Annotated in this window: 16 protein-coding genes; 11 read left to right on the top strand and 5 right to left on the bottom strand. The window is 60.3% G+C overall.

The annotated features are described in order from the left end of the window. The first annotated feature begins 177 nt into the window (after window positions 1-177). The 7 genes from rpsM (at window position 178) to Asbog_RS14165 (ending at window position 5,098) form a co-directional block, all read left to right on the top strand. Window positions 178-555, top strand: coding sequence for a 30S ribosomal protein S13 (gene rpsM, locus Asbog_RS03720; RefSeq protein WP_023978982.1), 378 nt, complete (start codon window positions 178-180; stop codon window positions 553-555). A 92-nt stretch (window positions 556-647) separates the two neighbouring features. Next, the gene (rpsK, locus tag Asbog_RS03725) at window positions 648-1,040 is read left to right on the top strand and encodes a 30S ribosomal protein S11 (RefSeq protein ID WP_023978981.1); all 393 of its coding nucleotides are present in this window, start codon (window positions 648-650) and stop codon (window positions 1,038-1,040) included. A gap of 156 nt (window positions 1,041-1,196) precedes the next feature. Then, the gene (locus Asbog_RS03730) at window positions 1,197-2,216 is read left to right on the top strand and encodes a DNA-directed RNA polymerase subunit alpha (protein ID WP_023978980.1); all 1,020 of its coding nucleotides are present in this window, start codon (window positions 1,197-1,199) and stop codon (window positions 2,214-2,216) included. A 38-nt stretch (window positions 2,217-2,254) separates the two neighbouring features. Continuing rightward, a complete protein-coding gene (gene rplQ / locus Asbog_RS03735; protein WP_062164123.1) occupies window positions 2,255-2,680 on the top strand; it encodes a 50S ribosomal protein L17 in 426 nt (141 codons plus the stop codon). Window positions 2,681-3,036: 356 nt separating this feature from the next. Next, window positions 3,037-4,350: an MFS transporter gene (locus Asbog_RS03740; RefSeq protein ID WP_062164124.1), complete on the top strand. Its 1,314-nt coding sequence runs from the start codon at window positions 3,037-3,039 to the stop codon at window positions 4,348-4,350. A gap of 73 nt (window positions 4,351-4,423) precedes the next feature. Continuing rightward, on the top strand, window positions 4,424-4,837 hold the full coding sequence (locus tag Asbog_RS03745) for an ASCH domain-containing protein (RefSeq protein WP_062164125.1): 414 nt from the start codon (window positions 4,424-4,426) through the stop codon (window positions 4,835-4,837). Between the two features lie 87 nt (window positions 4,838-4,924). After that, window positions 4,925-5,098 (top strand): DUF1328 domain-containing protein, encoded by a 174-nt coding sequence (locus Asbog_RS14165; protein WP_023978976.1) that lies wholly within the window; start codon window positions 4,925-4,927, stop codon window positions 5,096-5,098. 95 nt (window positions 5,099-5,193) lie between these two features. Here the strand turns inward: Asbog_RS14165 and Asbog_RS03750 are convergent, their stop codons facing one another. From Asbog_RS03750 to Asbog_RS03765, 4 genes are read right to left on the bottom strand one after another with little or no spacing between them, the layout of a single operon-like run. Further along, entirely contained in the window at window positions 5,194-6,732 is a 1,539-nt protein-coding gene (locus Asbog_RS03750) for an efflux transporter outer membrane subunit (RefSeq protein WP_062164126.1), read from the bottom strand. Beyond that, window positions 6,729-10,007 (bottom strand): efflux RND transporter permease subunit, encoded by a 3,279-nt coding sequence (locus Asbog_RS03755; RefSeq protein ID WP_062164127.1) that lies wholly within the window; start codon window positions 10,005-10,007, stop codon window positions 6,729-6,731. The genes Asbog_RS03750 and Asbog_RS03755 overlap by 4 nt, the downstream gene beginning before the upstream one ends. Next, on the bottom strand, window positions 10,004-13,183 hold the full coding sequence (locus tag Asbog_RS03760; RefSeq protein ID WP_023978973.1) for an efflux RND transporter permease subunit: 3,180 nt from the start codon (window positions 13,181-13,183) through the stop codon (window positions 10,004-10,006). Before Asbog_RS03760 ends, Asbog_RS03755 begins: the two co-directional genes overlap by 4 nt. A gap of 8 nt (window positions 13,184-13,191) precedes the next feature. Then, window positions 13,192-14,505, bottom strand: a complete 1,314-nt coding sequence (locus Asbog_RS03765) for an efflux RND transporter periplasmic adaptor subunit (RefSeq protein ID WP_062164128.1) — start codon at window positions 14,503-14,505, stop codon at window positions 13,192-13,194. 263 nt (window positions 14,506-14,768) lie between these two features. On the opposite strand from Asbog_RS03765, the gene Asbog_RS03770 reads away from it, so the two are divergent. The 4 genes from Asbog_RS03770 (at window position 14,769) to Asbog_RS03785 (ending at window position 19,591) form a co-directional block, all read left to right on the top strand. Continuing rightward, the gene (locus Asbog_RS03770) at window positions 14,769-15,062 is read left to right on the top strand and encodes a CsbD family protein (RefSeq protein WP_062164129.1); all 294 of its coding nucleotides are present in this window, start codon (window positions 14,769-14,771) and stop codon (window positions 15,060-15,062) included. Window positions 15,063-15,261: 199 nt separating this feature from the next. After that, a complete protein-coding gene (locus Asbog_RS03775; RefSeq protein WP_062164130.1) occupies window positions 15,262-15,903 on the top strand; it encodes a ribonuclease HII in 642 nt (213 codons plus the stop codon). Then, window positions 15,903-16,991, top strand: coding sequence for a site-specific DNA-methyltransferase (locus tag Asbog_RS03780; protein WP_023978969.1), 1,089 nt, complete (start codon window positions 15,903-15,905; stop codon window positions 16,989-16,991). Before Asbog_RS03775 ends, Asbog_RS03780 begins: the two co-directional genes overlap by 1 nt. 371 nt (window positions 16,992-17,362) lie before the next feature. Next, window positions 17,363-19,591, top strand: coding sequence for a beta-glucosidase (locus Asbog_RS03785; protein ID WP_171840657.1), 2,229 nt, complete (start codon window positions 17,363-17,365; stop codon window positions 19,589-19,591). Window positions 19,592-19,762: 171 nt separating this feature from the next. On the opposite strand, the gene Asbog_RS03790 is transcribed toward Asbog_RS03785, so the two are convergent. Further along, complete coding sequence (locus tag Asbog_RS03790) at window positions 19,763-20,356, bottom strand: ankyrin repeat domain-containing protein (protein ID WP_369794245.1); 594 nt, start codon at window positions 20,354-20,356, stop codon at window positions 19,763-19,765. Window positions 20,357-20,365 lie beyond the last annotated feature (9 nt).

A 20,365-nucleotide genomic window follows, 5' to 3' on the forward strand; every position in this document is an offset into this window, starting at 1 on the left:
AAGGGGGGTGCTCGATATATTGCGCGCCCTCGACACAGGTGCTGTCAGTCGCGTTAATCGTCGCCCGTGAGGCGTTCGATTCTTTGGCGGATTGAACAGTTTCGATTGAACTGGCCCATGACATGGGTCGAAGCAGAAAGAGAGCTTGGCCTTCCGGTCAGGCAGGGAGTGAGTGGCGTGGCGCGTATTGCCGGCGTAAATATTCCGACGAACAAGCGGGTAGTCATTGCCCTGAGCTACATCTACGGCATTGGTCCGTCGACGGCGAAGGCAATCTGCTCGAAGCTCGAAGTACCTGAAGCGAAGCGCGTCAACGAGCTGAGCGACGATGAGATCGTGAAGATCCGCGAACTGATTGACGGCGATTACCGCGTCGAGGGTGACCTCCGCCGCGAAACCGCGATGAACATCAAGCGTCTGATGGACCTTGGTTGCTATCGTGGTCTGCGTCACCGTCGTGGTCTGCCGGTGCGCGGCCAGCGTACGCACACGAATGCCCGTACCCGTAAGGGCAAGGCCGTGGCGATTGCCGGTAAGAAGAAAGCGACGCGCTAATTCGCGCATCTTAGGCGGATCGTGGCGAGTGGCGGCCCTCAGGCTGTCCTCTGCCCTTCGCTCATTGCCAAGTTTGACAGGACGACCTCATCATGGCCAAGGCCGCAACTCCGCGTATCCGTAAGAAGGAGCGCAAGAACATCATCTCCGGTGTCGCGCACGTTCTTTCGACGTTCAACAACACCATGATCACCATCTCCGACGCCCAGGGCAACTCGATTGCATGGTCTTCGGCTGGCGCGCAGGGCTTCAAGGGCTCGCGTAAGTCCACGCCGTATGCCGCTCAGGTTGCCGCCGAAGACGCAGGCCGCAAGGCACGCGACCACGGCATGGAGACGCTGGAAATCGAAGTTTCGGGTCCGGGTTCGGGCCGTGAGAGCGCCCTGCGTGCCCTTCAGGCCGTCGGGTTCTCCATCACGTCGATCCGCGACATGACCCCGGTGCCGCATAACGGCTGCCGTCCGCGCAAGCGTCGTCGCGTCTGATTGGCTCCGGCCCCTTCGGGGGCCGGTTGTCTGTCACCACCCGTCCGTAGGTGGTTTCTCTTTCGGGGGAGGCCACCGGCACGTTCTGACCGCGCTCCGGCGCGGTTGATGTTCCGTTGGTCCCCAGCGGGACAAGTTGTTTGAAAGGCCACGACATTGGTCCTCCAGAAGAACTGGCAGTCCCTTATCAAGCCGGAAAAGCTGGAAGTCGCGCCCGGCTCCGTGCCCACGCAGACAGCCACGGTGATTGCCGAGCCGCTGGAGCGTGGTTTTGGCATGACGCTCGGCAACGCGATTCGTCGCGTGCTGCTCTCCTCGCTGCAGGGCGCTGCCGTCACCGCGATCCAGATCGACGGCGTGCTGCATGAGTTCTCGTCCGTGCCGGGCGTCCGTGAGGACGTGACGGACATCGTGCTGAACATCAAGCAGCTTGCCCTGCGCATGCACGGCGAAGGCCCCAAGCGCATGGTGCTGACGGCTACGGGCCCCGGCGAAGTGCGTGCAGGCCAGATTCAGGCCGGTCATGACATCGAGATCATGAACCCTGACCTGGTCATCTGCACGCTCGATGACGGTGTGAAGCTGGGCATGGAATTCACCGTGAATATGGGCAAGGGCTATGTTCCGGCCGCTGCCAACCGTCCGGAAGACGCGCCGATCGGGCTGATCCCCATCGATGCGATCTACTCCCCGGTGCGCAAAGTGTCGTACAAGGTTGAGCCGACCCGCGTGGGTCAGGTCACCGACTATGACAAGCTGCTGCTTACGGTCGAGACGAATGGCGCGGTTACGCCGGAAGACAGCCTGGCTCTGGCCGCCCGCATCCTGCAGGACCAGCTCCAGCTCTTCATCAACTTCGACGAGCCGCGTCCGGTGCGTCAGGAAGAGCCGCGTGACGATCTGCCGTTCAACCGCAACCTGCTTCGCAAGGTTGATGAGCTCGAGCTGTCGGTGCGTAGCGCCAACTGCCTGAAGAACGACAACATCGTCTATATCGGCGATCTGGTTCAGAAGTCTGAGCAGGAAATGCTGCGTACGCCGAATTTCGGTCGTAAGTCGCTGAATGAAATCAAGGAAGTCCTGACTTCCATGGGTCTGTCGCTGGGCATGAATGTTCCGGCCTGGCCTCCCGAGAACATTGAGGATCTGGCAAAGCGTCTCGACGAGACGTTCTGAGCCCTATCCGGTAGAAAGCAGAGTAAGGAAACCCGATCATGCGTCATGGTGTTGCTGGGCGTAAGCTCAACGTAACCTCGACCCACCGCGCAGCCATGTTCCGCAACATGGCCGTGGCTATCATCAAGCACGAGCAGATCACGACGACGCTGCCCAAGGCGAAGGAAATTCGCCCGATCGTCGAGAAGCTGATCACCCTCGGCAAGCGTGGCACGCTGCACGCTCGCCGTCAGGCTTTTGCCCAGCTGCGCGACGAGACCATCGTCACCAAGCTGTTCTCGACCATTGCAGAGCGCTATCAGGGCCGTTCGGGTGGTTACACCCGCGTCCTGAAGGCCGGCGTCCGCTACGGCGACAACGCTGACATGGCCGTTGTCGAGATGGTCGACCGTGACGTTGATGCCAAGGGCAAGGATAGCGGCCCGGTGTTCAACCAGTCCGGTGAAGAGCCGATGGCTGCCTGATCCTGAAGGATCGGAACGCCAATGGAGAGGCCGGGCAGGAAACTGCCCGGCCTTTTTCATTTGGACTTACAAAATTCTGTCCAATCGTTTAAACAACCCTCCAATACGCAAACACATCAATCCTACCTTTCAAAGCAGGATTTTTGATCAGTTTCGATACCGATCCTTCCTATCATGGGGTCGGGGGGCCAGTTTCGATATTCTGCATGGATATCCGGACGTTTTCCTGCGTTGGCGGGATCTGGCTTTTTCAACGGTCCGAGCACTCTCGTAGGACCAGTCACCACGCATCCCATGCCGATCCGGGCAATGAGGCCCGGTACGCTCGCGCTGCGTGTAGATACAGGAGAGCTTCTTTGTCTGAGGCAAGCACCACCCAGAGACGCGGGATCGCAGAGATCCTCGGTATTCCACGCCCTCTCTTTTTCGGCTTCGTCGGTCTGCTTTTGTTCATGATCGGTGACGGTGTCGAGGCGGGATACCTTGATACATTCATGCTCCATAACGGGCACACCCAGGGCGACGTGAACCTTCTGTTCACGACCTATGGTATCACGGTCATGATCTCGGCCTGGTTTTCCGGGCCGCTGTCGGACCTGTATGGCCCAAAACGTGTGATGTGGATTGGATTGATCCTTTGGTCCGTGCTTGAGGTTGGGCTTCTTGCTCTGGGTCTCGGCCCGAATAACTTCACAATGACGCTCCTCTTCTACACGCTGCGCGGCTTCGCCTATCCGCTCTTCGCCTACGGGTTCCTCGTCTGGATTGCGGCAGCGACACCGGCGACGATGCTGGGCTCGGCGGCTGGCTGGTTCTGGTTCTCCTTCTCTGCCGGTTTGCCGACACTCGGTTCGCAGTTCGCGCGTTATGCCATCCCTGCAATCGGCGAGCTGGCCACGTTCTGGTGCTCGCTTGGTCTCGTAGTCCTTGGCGGCCTAGTGGCGTTGCTCTTTACCCATGAACCAACCGGGAAGAAGCGCCTGCTGCCCGATCATGTGAGCACACGCGACATTTTCTTCGGGTCGATCAGTATCATGTGGCGCGAGCCCAAGACACTGATCGCCGGTATCGTGCGCACCATCGACACGTCGTCGGAATACGCGTTCCTCGCGATTATGCCGGCGTTCTTCATCGATCACCTTGGTTTCACGCAAGGCCAGTGGCTGAACCTGTTGTCGCTGATCTTCCTCAGCAACATCCTGTTCAATCTGGTCTCGGGTATGCTGGCCGATGCGCTCGGACACCGCTTCATCGTTTCCGTGTTCGGCGGCATTGGTGGCTTCGTCTCGATCCCGCTCTTTTATTATATCCCGGTCTGGTATCCTGGTAACTTCGCGGCTGCTGCGGCTGTAGGCATTTTCTACGGCGCGACCGTCGCTGCCTTCGTTCCGCTCTCCGGCCTGATGCCGCAGATTTGCCCCAAGGAGAAGGCGGCCGCGCTGTCGATCCTTGGTCTGGGTGCCGGTGCGAGCACCTGGGTTGGCCCGGCCATTGCCGGCATCTGCGAGAGTGTGTTCGGTTTCGGCATGGAAGGGATCATCTGGGCCTTTGCCCTGATCTATCTGGCAGCCGCCGGTATGACGATCACGCTCCGTATCTCGGACGAGGCGCGTCGTTATACGCAGGAAGCGCTTGCCCGTGGTGAGAACATGACGGCCGTCGGACACTAAGGGCTCAATTCCTCCTGTACCGACATGGCGAGGCGCCGTTGACATCCGTCGACGGCGCCTTTTCTCTGTCTGGATGACTGACCCTGTCTCTTCACCACCATCAGGATGGGAAAGCTTCGATCGCTTTTCCTTCGGCGACAGTCCGGCGCTTGCCGATGAGCTTCTTGGCCTCGTTATCCGCGGGATCAAGACCGGCACATGCTGGGCTGCCTGCGACGGGCAGCAAACCCATATTGGGAAGTTGAGCGTCATTTGTGACGGCAGGGACCAGCCCCGTGCCATCACCCGCACCGTGGCTCTCGAGAAACGACGCTATTGTGACGTGGATGAGGCTTTTGCGGCCAAGGAAGGGGAGGGCGACCGGAGCCTCGCCTATTGGCGGGGCGAGCATGAGCGTTATTTCCGTCGTCTAAACCAATTCAGCGAGACGATGGAGCTATGGTGCGAGGAATTTGCTGTCGTGTTTGTGTTTCCTCACACGCACTGACCGGGCGTCTGTCACCAGTACGGCGGCAGGGTGAACTTTCGTTGCGACTTCGCGTTGACCCCGGACAGAACTAAAAAGGGTTTCGCTATGCTAAAGCTCGCCATCTTCTTCCTGATCATCTCCCTGATTGCAGGGCTCTTCGGATTCACCGGTATCTCGGCAGCTTCGGCGGGGATCGCGAAAATCCTGTTCTTCCTCTTTATCGCCCTGTTTGTGCTTTTCCTGGTCATCGCCGTCTTTGTCGGCAAGGCCGTGACTTGAGCCTGTCAGAGACGACACCCCAAAAAGGGGAGAGCCGAGAGGCTCTCCCCTTTTTTATTTGCTCGTAGTGCCGAGCCGAAAACGCAGGATGGGGCTTACTGCTTCGTCTTGGACAGGAATTCCGGCAGCAATGGATTATTGGTCTGCAGTGAGGCCTTGCTGGGGAGCTGCGAGACATCCCAGCCGCCGCCGAGGGCCACAATCAGATCGACATGGGCGATAGCCTGGCTTTGGTGAATACCAAGAGCCTGAACTTCGTAATTCAGGGCATTCTGCTGGCTGGTCAGGACGGTCGTGTACGTCTGGGTGCCTGCCATGTATTCGTTGAGAGAGACACGGACGGCTTCCTGAGCGGACTTGACGGCGACATCCTGCTGAGCCAGCTGCTCTTCAAGAATACGCAGGTTCGACAGATTATCCTCAACACCCTGCAGCGCGCTCAGCACGGTCTGGCGATAGGTCGCCACCGAGGCATCGTAATCGGCCCGGGCGCTGAGCACGGCCGCGCTGCGTGCGCCGCCATTGAACAGGGTCTCGGTCGATGACGCGCCGAGCGACCAGAAGCGCGTGGCTGCCTGGATCAGTGTCTGAAGCGGGTTGCCGCTATAGCCATAGGTCGCGCTGACCGAGATCTCCGGATAGAAGGCGGCGATATAATAGCCGATCTCGGCATTATACCCTTCCATGTTGCGTTCGGCGGCTGCGATATCAGGGCGGCGCTGCAGAAGCACCGACGGCACGGCACTGGGCGCTGTGGGTAGGGTAAGGGGCAGAGCCCCGACGGGAATGGTCAGATCGGCAGGCGCACGACCAATCAGCACGGCTATGGCATGTTCGTATTGGGCCCGCGTGATCCCGGCCTGGGTGGCCTGGGCCTCGGTCTGCTGCAACTGATACCGTGCCTGCCAGAGCGAGCTCGGGTCCGTTACGCCGGCATCGACCTGATTTTGCACGATGCTGAGCGCCTGACGGAAATAGCCCACATTATCGAGGTAAAGCTTCTTCAGGCTGTCCTGATAACGCAGGTTGAAATACGCATTGGCCAGCTGGGACTGATAGGACAGCTGCGCATTGGCGAGATCAGCCGCGCTCGCCTGGGTGGCCGTCACCTGTTGCTGGATCTGGCGACGGATACGGCCCCAGACATCGAGCGTCCAGGAGGCAGAAGGCCCGGTATTCCATGTATTGACTGTGGTCGTGGTGGAGTAATTGACTACCGATCCCGAACTGGCGCTTCGTGAGCCGCTACCTTGGGCGTTACGGCTGAAACTGAATGAGCCGGAAAGCGTGGGGAAGAGCTGGGCACGAATGGAGTCGATGGTTGCCTCGGCCTTGCGATACTGCGCCTCATATTGCTTCACGTTCTGGTTGGAGATCGCGACCTGCGACTCAAGCCAGTTCAGCTGGGGATCGTGATAGACCTCCCACCACGCCCCTTTCGGCGCTTCGGCCAGCTGGGGCTGGGCGACGCCCCAGCCCGCAGGCGGCTTGGGGGCTTCCTTGAACTTGGCCGAAATCACCGCATGGGGACGATGGTAATCAGGCCCCACCATGAAGCATCCTGAAAGCAGGGGCGTGCAGCATGCAGCAAGGAGGGACAGGCGTCGGGCTGAGCGAGACGGGAAGAGAGTCATCCTTGGGTCTGATCCTGATGGTGCCGGCGGAAAAGCATGGAGGTGGAGTGGAAGAACCGTGAGATCCTGCGTCCCATCGCATCGAGCGTCAGGAAAACGGCAGGCGTGCTGTAAAGGGTGAGGGCCTGACTGACGACCAGACCGCCAAGAATGGAAATACCCAGAGGGCGGCGCAATTCTGCACCATAGCCATTGGCAATGATCAACGGAACTGCACCCAGCGCTGCGGCGAGCGAGGTCATGATAATGGGGCGAAAGCGCAGGGCGCTGGCCTCACGGATCGCTTCTTCGGGGGTGGCGCCGTCGCGTTGGGCCTGCATGGCGAAATCGATCAGCATGATGGCGTTCTTCTTGACGATGCCAATCAGCAGGATCACGCCGATCATCGCGATCAGCGAGAACTCCTCGCCAAAGATCTGGAGCGCCAGAATGGCCCCGACCCCGGCGGAAGGTAGCGTGGAGAGAATGGTAAGCGGATGCACGAGGCTCTCGTAGAGCACGCCCAGCACGATATAGACCGCAGCCAGGGCCGCGAGGATGAGCAGGGGCTCGTCATTGACCGATTTCTGGAACAGGGCGGCATTACCGGCAAAGCCACCCTGAATGTCTGAGGGCACATGCAGTTTGACGAGTGCGGCATTGATGGCCGTCACCGCATCGCCCAGCGACACGCCCTGCTTGAGGTTGAACGAAATGGTGGTGGCCACCGATTGCCCCTGATGGTTCACGCTTAGGGCTGTGGTGCCCGGAATGATGTGCGAAGTCAGGCTGAGCGGCACCATGGTCTCTGCGCTGGTCGCTACTGCCGAGCCCGAGGACGCATTGCTACCGCCGGCCAGACTGTTGGCCATCTGGTTCTGGTAGTTGGAATCGGCGGTCGAGATGCTGCTTGAGGCCGTGCTGGTCGTGACAACGCGGATGCGGTTCGATGCGACGCTGCCTGAGGCTGTACCGCCCGCGGTGCTGATCCAGACCTGCTGTAGCGTGTTGGGGTCCTGCCAGAAGCGCGGCGCCGCCTCCATGATCACACGATACTGGTTGATCGGCTTGTAGATGACCGAGGCAGCGCGCTGGCCATAGGCGTCGAACAGGATGTTCGAGACGAGTTGTGGGGTGATCTGGAAACGTGACGACAGGTCGCGGTTGATCTTCACATCCAGCGCCGAGCCGCCTTCGCTCAGATCGGAGGAGACATCCATAAGCCCCGGAATTTTCTGGAAGGCTTCCACCACCTTGGGGGTGAGGGTGAAAAGCTCATCGGCATCGGGGCCTTGCAGGGCATACTGGTATGAGGCATTGCCGCCGCGGGCACCCGCCCTTACGGCACCGGGTGCCATGAAGAAAATCTCGGCGCCCACCATATGGCTGAACTTGCGGCCCAGGCGCTCGATGGTCTGGGTGACCGTGTCGTTGCGAGCGGATTTGTCCTTGAGTGAGGCAAAGAGATTGGCCTGATTGGCCTGACGACCGCCCAGAAAGCCGACGATGGCGGCAACATCGCGATCTTTCGAGACGGTCTTGGCCACTTCATAGGTCTTGCCGCTCATCTGGCTGAATGACGATGACTGATCGCCGATGATATGGCCCATCATCATGCCGGTATCTTCATCCGGGAAGAAGCCCTTGGGCATCTTCACGAAAAGCGCACCTGCGATGAACAGGGTGGCTGGCAGGGTCAGAAGCATCAGCCAGCGATGGCGCAGGGACCAGTCGAGCGAGGCGACATAGCCATCGGTAACACGGGTGATCTGCCTATCGAGGAAGATGGCGATACGTGCGCGTTGATGCCCTTCTTTTGCAGGGCGCAGCAGCAGGGCGCAGATCATGGGGGTGAGTGACAGCGACAGGATCATCGAGATCACAAGGGTGATCGAAATGGTCATGGCGAATTCGTGGAACAGTCGCCCGGCAATCCCACCCAGAAGGATGATCGGCACAAACACGGCAATAAGCGAGAGGGTGATGGAGACGACCGTAAAGGCCACTTCACCCGCGCCGATCAGCGCCGCCTTGAGTGGCGAGAGACCCTGCTCCAGATAACGGGTGATGTTCTCGAGCACCACGATGGCATCGTCCACCACAAAGCCGGTGGAGATGGTGAGCGCCATGAGTGACATGTTGTCGAGCTGGTAGCCCAGCAGCTTCATGACAGCGAAGGTCGCGATGATGGAGGTGGGCACCACAATCGCCGGGACCAGAATGGCCGGGGCCGATTGCAGGAACACCAGCACGACCAGTACCACCAGCACGACGGCAAGGATGAGCGTCAGCTTGGTGTCATCCAGCGCAGCGCGAATGGTTTTGGAGCGATCGACGGCAATATGAAGGTCGATATCGGGGGGCAGGGCAGCCCGGATGAGGGGCAGACGCGCCTTGATCTCGTCGGTGGTCTTGACCACGTTCGCCCCTGCCTGAGCAAAGACCAGCCCCACCACGGCACGCTGTCCGTTATAGACGCCGAGCGTACGCAGGTTTTCCACGCTGTCATTGACCTCGGCCACACTCGACAGGCGGACAGGGCGGGCATTGCGATAGGCGATGATCAGGTCGCGATAGGCCTGGGCCTTCTCAGCCTGGTCGTTGGTGTCCAGCGTAAAGCGATAGCCGCCCTGATCGATGAAGCCTTTGGGCGTATGGGCATTGGCCGAGGCCAGCGATGCACGCACATCCTCGAAGCTGATCCCGAATTTGTAGAGCAGGAGCGGATTGACCTCGACGCGCACGGCAGGGAGGGCACCGCCACCGACTTCCACCTCTCCGACACCCTGAACCTGACTGAGCTGCTGCTGCAGAACGTTTGTGGCCTGATCGTACAGCATGGCCGGGGTCTTGGTAGGGGAGGTGAGCGCCATCACGAGGATGGGCGCGCCGTTCGGATTGGCCTTCTGATAACTTGGGTTGGTGCGCAGCGTGGTGGGCAGGTCGGCACGGGCGGCCTGCAAGGCCGCCTCGACATCGCGCGCGGCGCCGTTGATGTCGCGTGACAGATCGAATTGCAGGATGATCCGGGCCTGATTGACCATGGATTGCGAGGTCATCTCGCTTAGCCCGGCAATAGCACCCAGATGACGCTCGAGCGGCGCTGCGATCGTGCTCGCGATCTCGGTAGGCGAGCCACCCGATTGCTGCGCCTGCACCATGATGACCGGCATGTCCACATTGGGCAGATCGGCCACCGGAAGCATGGTGTAGGCCAGCATTCCGGCAATGAGCATGGCGGCCGTCAGGAGCGAGGTCGCAACGGGCCGCAGAATGAAGGGGCGGGTGATATTCACTCGCCACCCTGTTCCGCAAGGCGCTCAGACATGGAGCGGAGCCCGAAACGACGACGCGTTGCGGCGGCGATGCGATCCATCATCAGGTAGATGACCGGTGTGGTGAAGAGGGTAAGAAGCTGCGACAGCAGCAACCCGCCTACAATCGACACACCGAGCGGGCGACGCAGTTCGGACCCTACGCCATGGCCGAGCATCAGTGGCAGGGCACCGAAGAAGGCCGCCAGCGTGGTCATCAGGATCGGGCGAAAGCGCAGCAGCGCTGCACGACGGATGGCATCGAAAGGCGCCAGCCCATCCAGTCGTTCGGCCTCGAGCGCGAAGTCGATCATCATGATGGCGTTTTTCTTCACGATGCCGATCAGCAGCACAATGCCGATGATCCCCATGACATCCAGATCCATGCCGCAAAGCGAGAGCGCCAGTAGCGCGCCGATGGCGGCAGAGGGCAGGGTGGAGAGGATGGTGATCGGATGGATGAAGCTCTCATAGAGCACGCCCAGCACGATATAGACCGCCACAAGTGCCGCAATCACCAGATAAAGCTCATTGCTCAGCGAGGAGCGGAACGCAGCTGCCGTGCCCTGGAACGCCGTCTGGAAAGCAGGAGGCAGACCGATGCTCGACGCTGCATGGTCGATGGCATTCGTCGCAGCACCCAGCGAATAGCCCTCGGCCACATTGAAGGACACGGTGGTTGCCGGGAACTGGCCGAAATGCGTGATCAGCAGCGGGGCGAGGCCCTTGGTGATGGTGGTCACCTGATGCAGCGGCACCAGACCTGAGGTGGGCAGACGGGTCGGGCCGGATGAGCTCTGGCCAGCTTCGCTTGAGATGCCAGGCAGGTAAAGCTGGCCGAGGCTGGCTAGGTCATGCTGGAAACGCGGCTCAGTTTCGAGGATCACGCGATACTGGTTGGACTGGGTATAGATGGTCGAGATCTGGCGCTGGCCGTAGCTGTCATAAAGCAGGTTATCGATGGTCTGCGGCGTGATGGAGTAGCGCGCGCCATTGGTACGATCGAGGTCGACATGCGCAACCAGCCCCTCGGCCTGCAGGTCGGAGGTGACATCGGCCAGAGCGGGTTCCTGCTGCAAGGCAGTAAGAAGCTTGGGCACCCAGGTCTTGAAGGTATCGTAATCCGGGTTCTCGAGCAGGAACTGATACTGCGTGGCGGACACCGTGGAATCCAGAGACAGATCCTGCACGGGCTGGAGGAACAGCCGCGCACCGGGTGTCGAGCTTCCCCGCTCGGCCAGACGCTTGAGGATGGCAGAAAGCCCGCTGCTGCGCTGGTCCAGCGGCTTGAGGTTGATCAGCATACGCCCGACATTGAGCGTCATGTTCTGCCCGTCGATACCGACGAAGCTCGACACGCTGGCAACGTCAGGATCTTCGAGCACGGCGGCGATCACCGCCTCCTGATGCTTCTTCATGCTGTCGAATGAGATGGCCTGCGCCATCTGGGTAATGCCCTGCACCACACCTGTATCCTGACGGGGGAAGAACCCCTTGGGGATGATTACGGCGAGGAACACGGTCAGCACAAAGGTGCCCAGCGCCACGAGCAGGGTCGCTGTCTGGTGACGCAGCACGAAATCGAGCCAGCGCGCATAGGTGGCGATCAGGCGTTCGATGGCATTGCCAACCCGTGCGGCGACGCGCTGGAAGCGGGTGGTGGCATGCTCGTCATGGGCGCGCTCGCTGAGCAGGCGGGCGCACATCATGGGCACGAGCGTGATTGAAACGATGGCCGAGATCACGATGGTGATGGCCAGCGTCATGGCGAATTCATGGAACAGGCGACCGACCACATCGCTCATGAAAAGCAGCGGGATCAGCACGGCAATGAGCGAGACCGTCAGCGAGATGATGGTAAACCCGATCTCCTGAGAGCCCTTGACGGCCGCGGTGTAACGGTCTTCTCCCATCTCGATGTAGCGCGCGATGTTCTCGATCACCACAATGGCGTCATCCACCACGAAGCCCGTCGCGATGGTCAGGGCCATGAGTGAGAGGTTATCGAGCGAGAAATCGAGCAGATACATTACTGCCAGCGTGCCGATAAGCGAGAGCGGCACGCTCAGGCTTGGAATGATGGTGGCGGGCACGTTGAACAGAAACACGAAGATCACGGCCACCACGAGCAGCATGGCCATGCCGAGCTCGAATTCCACATCCGCCACCGAGGCGCGAATGGTGGTGGTGCGATCGGTGAGCGGTGTGATCTCGATACCGGGCGGCAGGGTCTTGCGCAGCTGCGGGAGGACCGCCAGCACGTTATCGACCACTGAAATCACATTGGCACCGGGCTGGCGCTGCACGTTCAGGATCAGCGCTGGTGTCTTGTCGGACCAGGCGGCAAGCTGGTCATTCTCGGGGCCCTGCACCACGGTGCCCACATCGCGCAGGCGGATCGGGCCGTTATCCTGATAGGCGATGATCTGGTTCATCAACTGGTCGACAGAGGAAATCTGTCCGTCGATGCGCAGCGTGGTCGAGCGGTGTGGGCCGTCGAACGTGCCGGTTGGTGAGTTGATGTTGACCGTGCCGATGGTGGTGCGCACCGTATCGATGGCGATGCCATAGGAGGTCAGCTTGGGGATGTTGATTCGAACACGTATGGCCTTGCGATTGCCACCCGAGAGCGTGACAAGGCCCACACCCGAAATCTGGCTGACACGCTGCTGCAGTCGCGTGTTCACATAATCCTGCACCTCGGTCAGGGGCATGGTGCGCGAGGTGATGCCCAGCGTGAGGACGGGAGTGTCAGCAGGGTTGACCTTGGCATAGATCGGCGGGGCCGGAAGGTCGGTTGGCAGAAGCGAGTTGGACTGGTTGATGGCCGCCTGGACTTCCTGCTCGGCAATATCCATCGACATGTCGAGCCCGAAGCGCAGCGTGATGACCGAAGCGCCGCCCGATGACTGCGAGGTCATCTGGTCGAGGCCCGGCATCTGGCCAAGCTGGGTTTCGAGCGGCGCCGTGACCGATGTCGCCATCACATCCGGACCCGCGCCCGGATAGAAGGTCGAGACCGTGATGGTCGGATATTCCACCTGGGGCAGGGCCGAGATCGGCAGGAAGTGATAGCCGAGCAGGCCGGTCAGCATGATCGCCAGCATCAGGAGCGATGTGGCGACCGGGCGATCGATGAAGAGACGAGAAGGATTCATGGGCGGGCTTACTGCGCGGGCTTGGCGGCAGGAGCGGGAGTGGCGCTGGTGTCGGCCTTGTTCCCGTTATCCGACGCATTGGCATTGTCAGCAGGGATGCTCACCTTGGCGCCGGGGCGCAGATGATTGGTGCCATCGGTCACCACGCGCTCGCCCAGCTTGAGCCCGGTCTTGATGACCGTCACGTCATTGCTGGCAATGCCGGTCGTGACGTTGCGGACCTCAACCGTGTTGTCGTCTTTCACAACATAGACGAACTGGCCATCGGGCCCAGTCTGAAGCGCGTTGGACGAGAGCAGGATGACGTTATGCAGCGTGTCGACCAGCAGACGGGCATTGACGAACTGGTTCGGAAACAGGTGCTCGTCTTCATTGCTGAAGATGGCGCGCATACGCACCGTGCCTGTGGCCGTATCGATCTGGCTGTCCAGCGCCTTGACGGTGCCGGAGGCGATCTTGTTCAGGTTCGCGCTATCCCACGCATCGACAGGAAGCTGGCCCACAGCGCGCAGCCTGTCCATGACCTGCGGCAATTGGTCCTGCGGCAGGGTGAAGATCACGGAGATCGGTTGCATCTGCGTGAGGATGGTCAAACCGCCTGACTGTCCCGCCGTGAAGTAATTGCCCATATCGACGGCGCGGATGCCAACACGACCATCAACAGGCGCAATGATGTGACAGTAATAGAGGTTCAGGCGGGCATTATCGACATTGGCCTGGTCGAGCTTGACGGTGCCCTCAAGCTGCTGGACCTTGTACTGCGCATCGATGGCCGTCATGGCGGCAATCGAGTTCTGCTTGATCAGCTTGTCGTAACGCCCGGCATTGATGCGGGCATCGGCCAGCTGGGCTTGATCCTGCTTCAGTGTGCCAAGCTGCTGTTCCAGCGCTACCTGATAGGGGCGCGGATCGATCAGCACCAGCTCGTCACCGGCCTTGACGTGTTGCCCTTCCTTGAAGGCCACATTCATGATGTAGCCGCTTACGCGGGCCTGCACGGTCACGTTGGTGATCGGCACGACCGTACCGAGCTCTGTCAGGACCTCGGGCATGTCACCCGTCTTGACCACAGCCACGGCGACAGGTGTTGCCTCGCTGTTGCCCTGTGCGGTGGCGCCGGTGCGATGGCCACCGCGACCGGCATGATGCGTGCGTGAATGGGGGCGCAGGAAGGCGACGGCAAGAAGCAGGACAATCAGACCGCCGATTATGAAAAGCAGGCGCCGCTTGCGCCGGGGTCTTGCCGGCGCGGGCGAGGCGGAAGGGTGGGGCGCAGCATGGCGCGCAGGCTGGGTCCGGTCAGGGCCCGTCTGATCAGTCATCTCTTCTCGTCTTCCATCACCCAAACCAAAGGCGAACACATGCGCCTACTGGAGTTTGAGACATACGTTATTTGAGGCCGCCGTAACATGACGTCAGCTAAATTCTAGTTCAAACACGAAACAATTCACAATATCCCACGTTACATGCGGTCGCTCGGGAAGACGGAATTTGGCGAAGATGTCGAGGAAACCGTTTTGCTCATGCGCCGTTCGTCCTAACGTCACGGATGTTTAGAGCACCGTTAAGTGAAAGGATTATGACAATGGCCGATGCAGTAGAAAAAAAGGGCGAAGGTCTGCTTGATGAAGCCAAAGGCCGTCTGAAGGACGCTGCCGGCGGTCTGACAGGCGATGCCAAGCTTCAGGCTGAAGGCAAGATCGATCAGCTTTCCGGCATGGCCCAGCAGGAATTCGCCGATCTTTACGACGATGCCGAGACCACTCTGGAAAAGGCGACTGCCTTCGTGCAGGACCGCCCGCTGATTTCACTCAGCGTTGCCATTCTGGTCGGCACCATTCTTGGCGCGATTTTCTTCGGACGCTCCAAGAAGAAGTAAGACCTCAGGGCAGACCTGATGGAGGAAGGGAGATCGCAGCGATGTGGTCTCCCTTTTGTCATTTTGCGGGCAAAAATGATTCACTCACGCATTACAGGGGTTTACAGCGCGATTCGGGTGATTCAAAAGCGATTCGCAGGACTGTGCGACTCGGGCAGTCTGTCTTGTTTCAAGCTGCCAGGGATCATGTAACTGCACCATGCCGGACTTCACTCTCGAACTTGCCAATGGGGCACCGGAGAAGAGGGTCGCCGGCCTGGACGAGGTGGGCCGTGGCCCGCTTGCTGGACCTGTCATCGCGGCAGCACTCATGTTTCTCGAGCCGCCCGATGCGGCGCTCTCTGTGCTGATCGATGATTCAAAGAAGCTGAGCGCCCGTCGTCGCGAGGCAGCTTATGCGGCGCTGATCGATCACCCTTCAGTCCGGATCGGGCTTGGAGCGGCATCGGTGGCTGAAATCGAGCAGATCAATATCGGCAAAGCCTGCCACCTTGCCATGCAGCGCGCCCTGACGCATCTCGGTGCCGTCCCGGATCTCGCCCTTGTCGATGGCAATCGCCTGCCTGAACTGGGTTGTCCTGCCATCGCTGTCATTGGCGGCGACCGCAAGAGCCTTTCCATTGCCGGGGCATCGATCATCGCCAAGGTCAAGCGGGATCGCCTCATGGCTCGCCTCTCGGAACGCCATAACGCTTATGGCTGGGAGAAAAATGCGGGCTATGGCACGGCTGTCCATATGGCCGGTCTGCGTGAAGCCGGTGTCACGCCGCATCACCGACGCGATTTTGCCCCTATACGTGCCCATATTGCGGGTGCCACCCATTCGGCTGGAGCCATCTAATGCAGGATTTTCCTCTCGATCAGATCCTGTGTGGTGAGTGCATCGACACGATGCGTGGCCTGCCTGATGCCAGCATTGACTGCATTTTTGCCGATCCGCCGTATAACCTGCAGCTGCGCGGCGAACTGCGCCGCCCGGATGAAAGCGTGGTCGATGGTGTGGACGATGCCTGGGACAAATTTGCCGATTACGCGACCTACGACAATTTCACGCGTGAATGGCTGACCGAAGCCCGTCGCCTCCTGACCAAGGACGGGACGATCTGGGTAATCGGGTCCTATCACAACGTGTTCCGGCTGGGCGCAATCATGCAGGATCTGGGGTTCTGGATCCTGAACGACATTGTCTGGCGCAAGGCCAATCCTATGCCCAATTTCAGGGGGCGTCGTTTCACCAATGCCCACGAGACCCTGATCTGGGCCGCGCGCGGGCCTGAAAGCAAATATCGCTTCAATTATCAGGCCATGAAGGCGCTGAATGATGACATGCAGATGCGAAGCGACTGGTATCTGCCGCTCTGCACCGGCAATGAGCGCCTGCGCAACGCGCACGGGCTGAAGCTGCATCCGACCCAAAAGCCGGAAAGCCTGCTTCATCGCGTCCTGATTGCGTCCACTATCGTGGATGATATTGTTCTTGATCCGTTCTCGGGTAGCGGGACAACGGCGGCGATGGCAAAGCGCCTCGGGCGCCGGTTTATCGGTATCGAGCGGCACCCCGACTATATCGAGGCGGCACGTGCCCGTGTCGAAGCGGAGGTGCGTCTTTCTGACGAGCAACTGGCGATCACTCCGGCCAAGCGCGAGATGCCGCGCGTGCCGTTTGGCAGCTTCGTCGAGCAGGGGGCCTTACCTGCCGGGACCGAACTGTTCGACCGCCAGCGTCGTGTCAGCGCGATTGTCATGCCCGATGGCAGCCTCGTTTCCGGCTCGCATCGTGGCTCCATTCACAAGATGGGCGCCTTGCTGACCAACGCCCCATCCTGCAACGGCTGGACGTTCTGGTATTTTGAACGTCAGGGCGAAGTGCTTCAGATTGATATCCTGCGCACCGAAATGGCGCAGACGCCCCTGCGTAACGTCGGCTAGGTTCGCCCGTCCTGCCGCAAGGCTCTGCGTCCGTGGGGTCTGATTTGTAAAACTGGGCAAGATCAGGCTGCCCGGCACGCCTCTTGTGCTGATGGCATAGCGGTACGTCAAAGGGCTCGGGAAGGTGTCGCACCCTGATTGTGCAGACAGAACCGGCATCAGGCCGGTGCAATCCGGCGCTCGTGTATTCGTTGGTTTTATTGACAAATTATGTCGCGTTACTGTGACTTTGCATCTGTAACATGCTGGCGCGTTTATAGATCAGGCTCGCGGGCAAGCGTCTTTGGAGCGCAATGCCGATCCATCAGGGATGGTGTGCGCGTTTTCCGTCCTGCGAGTATCCGCTGAAGATGATGAGGCTGATATCGATCATGGATACGACGACATCCCGCGCAGATACCCAGGGCACTGGCACTGCCACTTGCACAGGGCCAAGAGAGGGCACGCCATTGTGGCTCGACCCGACGCTGGATCCCGATACGCGTGCCCGCGCGGCCACCGAAGCCATGAGCCATACGCAAAAGATGTCATGGATGGCCGGCCCGATGGCTATCCCGATTGGCGATGAGAGCAAACCCGAAGGCGCTATTGGTTCCGCCGGTTATTTCCCGGCGATGCCAGAGCTGGGTATTCCGGCGCAGCAGCAGAGCGATGCAAGCCTGGGCATAGGCAATCTCAATAATGTCCGCCCCAATGACAACGCTACGGCGCTGCCATCGTCCCTTATGCTCGGTGCCTCTTTCGACCCTGAGCTTGCCCGCGAGACGGGCCGCGTGGTTGGGTGCGAGGGACGTGCGAAGGGGTTCAATGTCGTGCTCGGTGGGGGTGCCAATCTCGTGCGCGAACCACGCGGGGGGCGCATTTTCGAATATATATCTGAAGATCCTCTGCTGACCGGTCAGATCGCTGGTGCGTCCATTGAGGGAATCCAGTCACAGAAGGTGGTCTCGACCATCAAGCATTATGCGATCAACCCCGAGGAAACCGGTCGGGTGATGATCAGCTCGGATATCGATGAGGCAGCCTTGCGGGAGAGCGACCTTCTGGCGTTCGAGATTGCCATCGAGATCGGCAGCCCAGGCGCCGTCATGCCTGGCTATAATCTCGTCAACGGCCATTGGGCGTCAGAAAATACCTTTTTGCTCAGCGAGGTGCTCCGTCGGGACTGGGGCTATCGTGGCTGGGTCATGTCGGACTGGGGAGCCACCCACACCACCGTCAAGGCCATTACGGCAGGGCTCCATGTGCAATCCGGCGCCAATATCGACCCCAAGCCGTTCTTTGGTGCGCTGTTGGACGAGGCAATAGCCGCTGGTGAGGTGCCGCGGGCGCGTCTTGATCAGTCGGTTCAGAGGCAGCTGCGCAGTCTCTTCGCCGTGGGAGCCATTGACGATCCTGCCGAGCCGGGTGGGAACATCGATTTTGAGGCGCATAAGCGGATCGCCCAGCGTGCCGCTGAAGGCGGTATTGTCCTGCTGCGCAATGAAAACGCGCTCTTGCCGCTCAAGGCGGCGGCTCAGAATATTCTGCTGATCGGTGCCCGCGCAGATCAGGGTGTTCTTTCAGGAGGTGGTTCGTCCTCGGTTACACCCAAGGGCAGCCTGCAGATGGAGGGCGCGACTTTTGCCGGTGTGCCGCTGGAAAAAGTCTATCATCCTTCCTCTCCCATGCGGGCCATCGCCGCTGCAGCGCCGCAGGCGCATCTGAGTTATGATGACGGTCAGGATATCGACCGTGCTGCCGGTCTGGCGGCGACAGCAGATATCGTGGTCATTTTCGCGGAGTTGTGGCGTACCGAAGGGCAGGATGTGCAGGGGCTTTCGCTGCCCGGTGAGCAGGAACGCCTGATCGAACGTGTGGCGGCGGCCAATACCCACACGGTCGTGGTGCTTGAAACCGGCGGCCCGGTTCTCATGCCCTGGCGTGACAAGGTGCCTGCTATCCTGCACGCATTCTACGCAGGGTCTGGCGGGGGAGAGGCAATGGCGTCCATCCTGTTCGGGCGCGTCACTCCCTCGGGACGTCTGCCCTTCACCATTCCCCTGAGTGAGAGCGATCTGCCGCGCCCCGGACAGATCGATCCGCAGACGGTCATCTCCAATCCCGGTGAGCCCGTGGACAAACCGATTGTGCATCGCGACTACGCGATTGAGGGCGCCGATACAGGATATCGCTGGTTCTCACGGACCGGAAAGCCTGTCGCATATCCCTTCGGGTTCGGCCTGAGCTATACGCATTTCGACTACGGTGATGTGGCGATTGACCCACAGGCACTCGTGGCGCGCTTGCCCGTTACCAATACCGGGCCCGTCTCCGGGGCAGAAGTCGTGCAGATCTATGCCACCCTCGAAGGTGATTCCTCGTTCCAGCCCCGTCTCGTGGGATTTGCAAAGGTCATGCTCGCACCGGGCGAGACGGAGGAAGTGCAGGTGTCGCTAGAGCCGCGTCTGCTGGCGCGGGTCGAGGGAGAGAACTGGGTGCGCAACGCGGGGCGCTATCGTTTCGATCTGCGTCGTGACGCGGTGACGCCTATTACCGGACAAAGCCTGACGCTCGATGAATGGATCCGTCCCGTGCGTCATGAAGCGGCGATCGATTGATGCTCAGGCGAGGGCGAGAGCCGGGTGAGATATCCGGCTCCGTCTTTCTGCTGGCATGAGGGCAGTCGCAAAAAAAAGCGTATCGGGAGACCGATACGCTTTTTGCAGTTCGTGCGCTCGACCAGAGGATCGTCTGGTGCAGAGGCTCGTCGAGGCGGGGGCAGGAAGCGATCAGCGACCGCCGAAGCCGAGGAACCCGATATCCGGCTGGGCCTGGCCTCCGGAAACATCGAAACGCGGCTTGGTGGATGCGGCCACGGCCGAGGTCCCCTTGCGACCCTTGCCCTTGATGGTCAGGTGCCCGTTCCCCTTGGCATCGGTTTCGATCTGCGAGTGGGTCGTTTCTGCAGCGAATCGGCTGTCATCGCCATAGGTCCGCATCGACAGCAGCAGGAACATGATATCCTTGCGGTTGAGGTCGATCGCCATGTCCAGCGGAGTCTGGAACAGGACGTTCTTGGCATTCATGTCCGCGCCGCGGTTGAGAGCCTCCTTCGCCGCATTGAGCGAGCCACGGTTGATGGCATCGAACAGGGCGTCGGTCGGGTTCAGGTCCACATTGGCGTGGCCCGCATCGGATTCCTGAGAGTCAGCGCCAGGCAGGGCGGAAGGCGGCGCTGCCGCCTTGGCGGCCCGACGGGCTTCAGCCTTCTTCTGCGCCTCTTCGGCCTCCTGTTCCGCTTCCGCATCATCTGCAGACTGCGCATGCGCAGCATGCCAGGGAACGAAGAGGACTGGCGTTGCCGCAAGGGCAGCCGTCAGCATCAGGGGAAA

The organism is Asaia bogorensis NBRC 16594 (assembly GCF_001547995.1).
GTDB lineage: Bacteria > Pseudomonadota > Alphaproteobacteria > Acetobacterales > Acetobacteraceae > Asaia > Asaia bogorensis.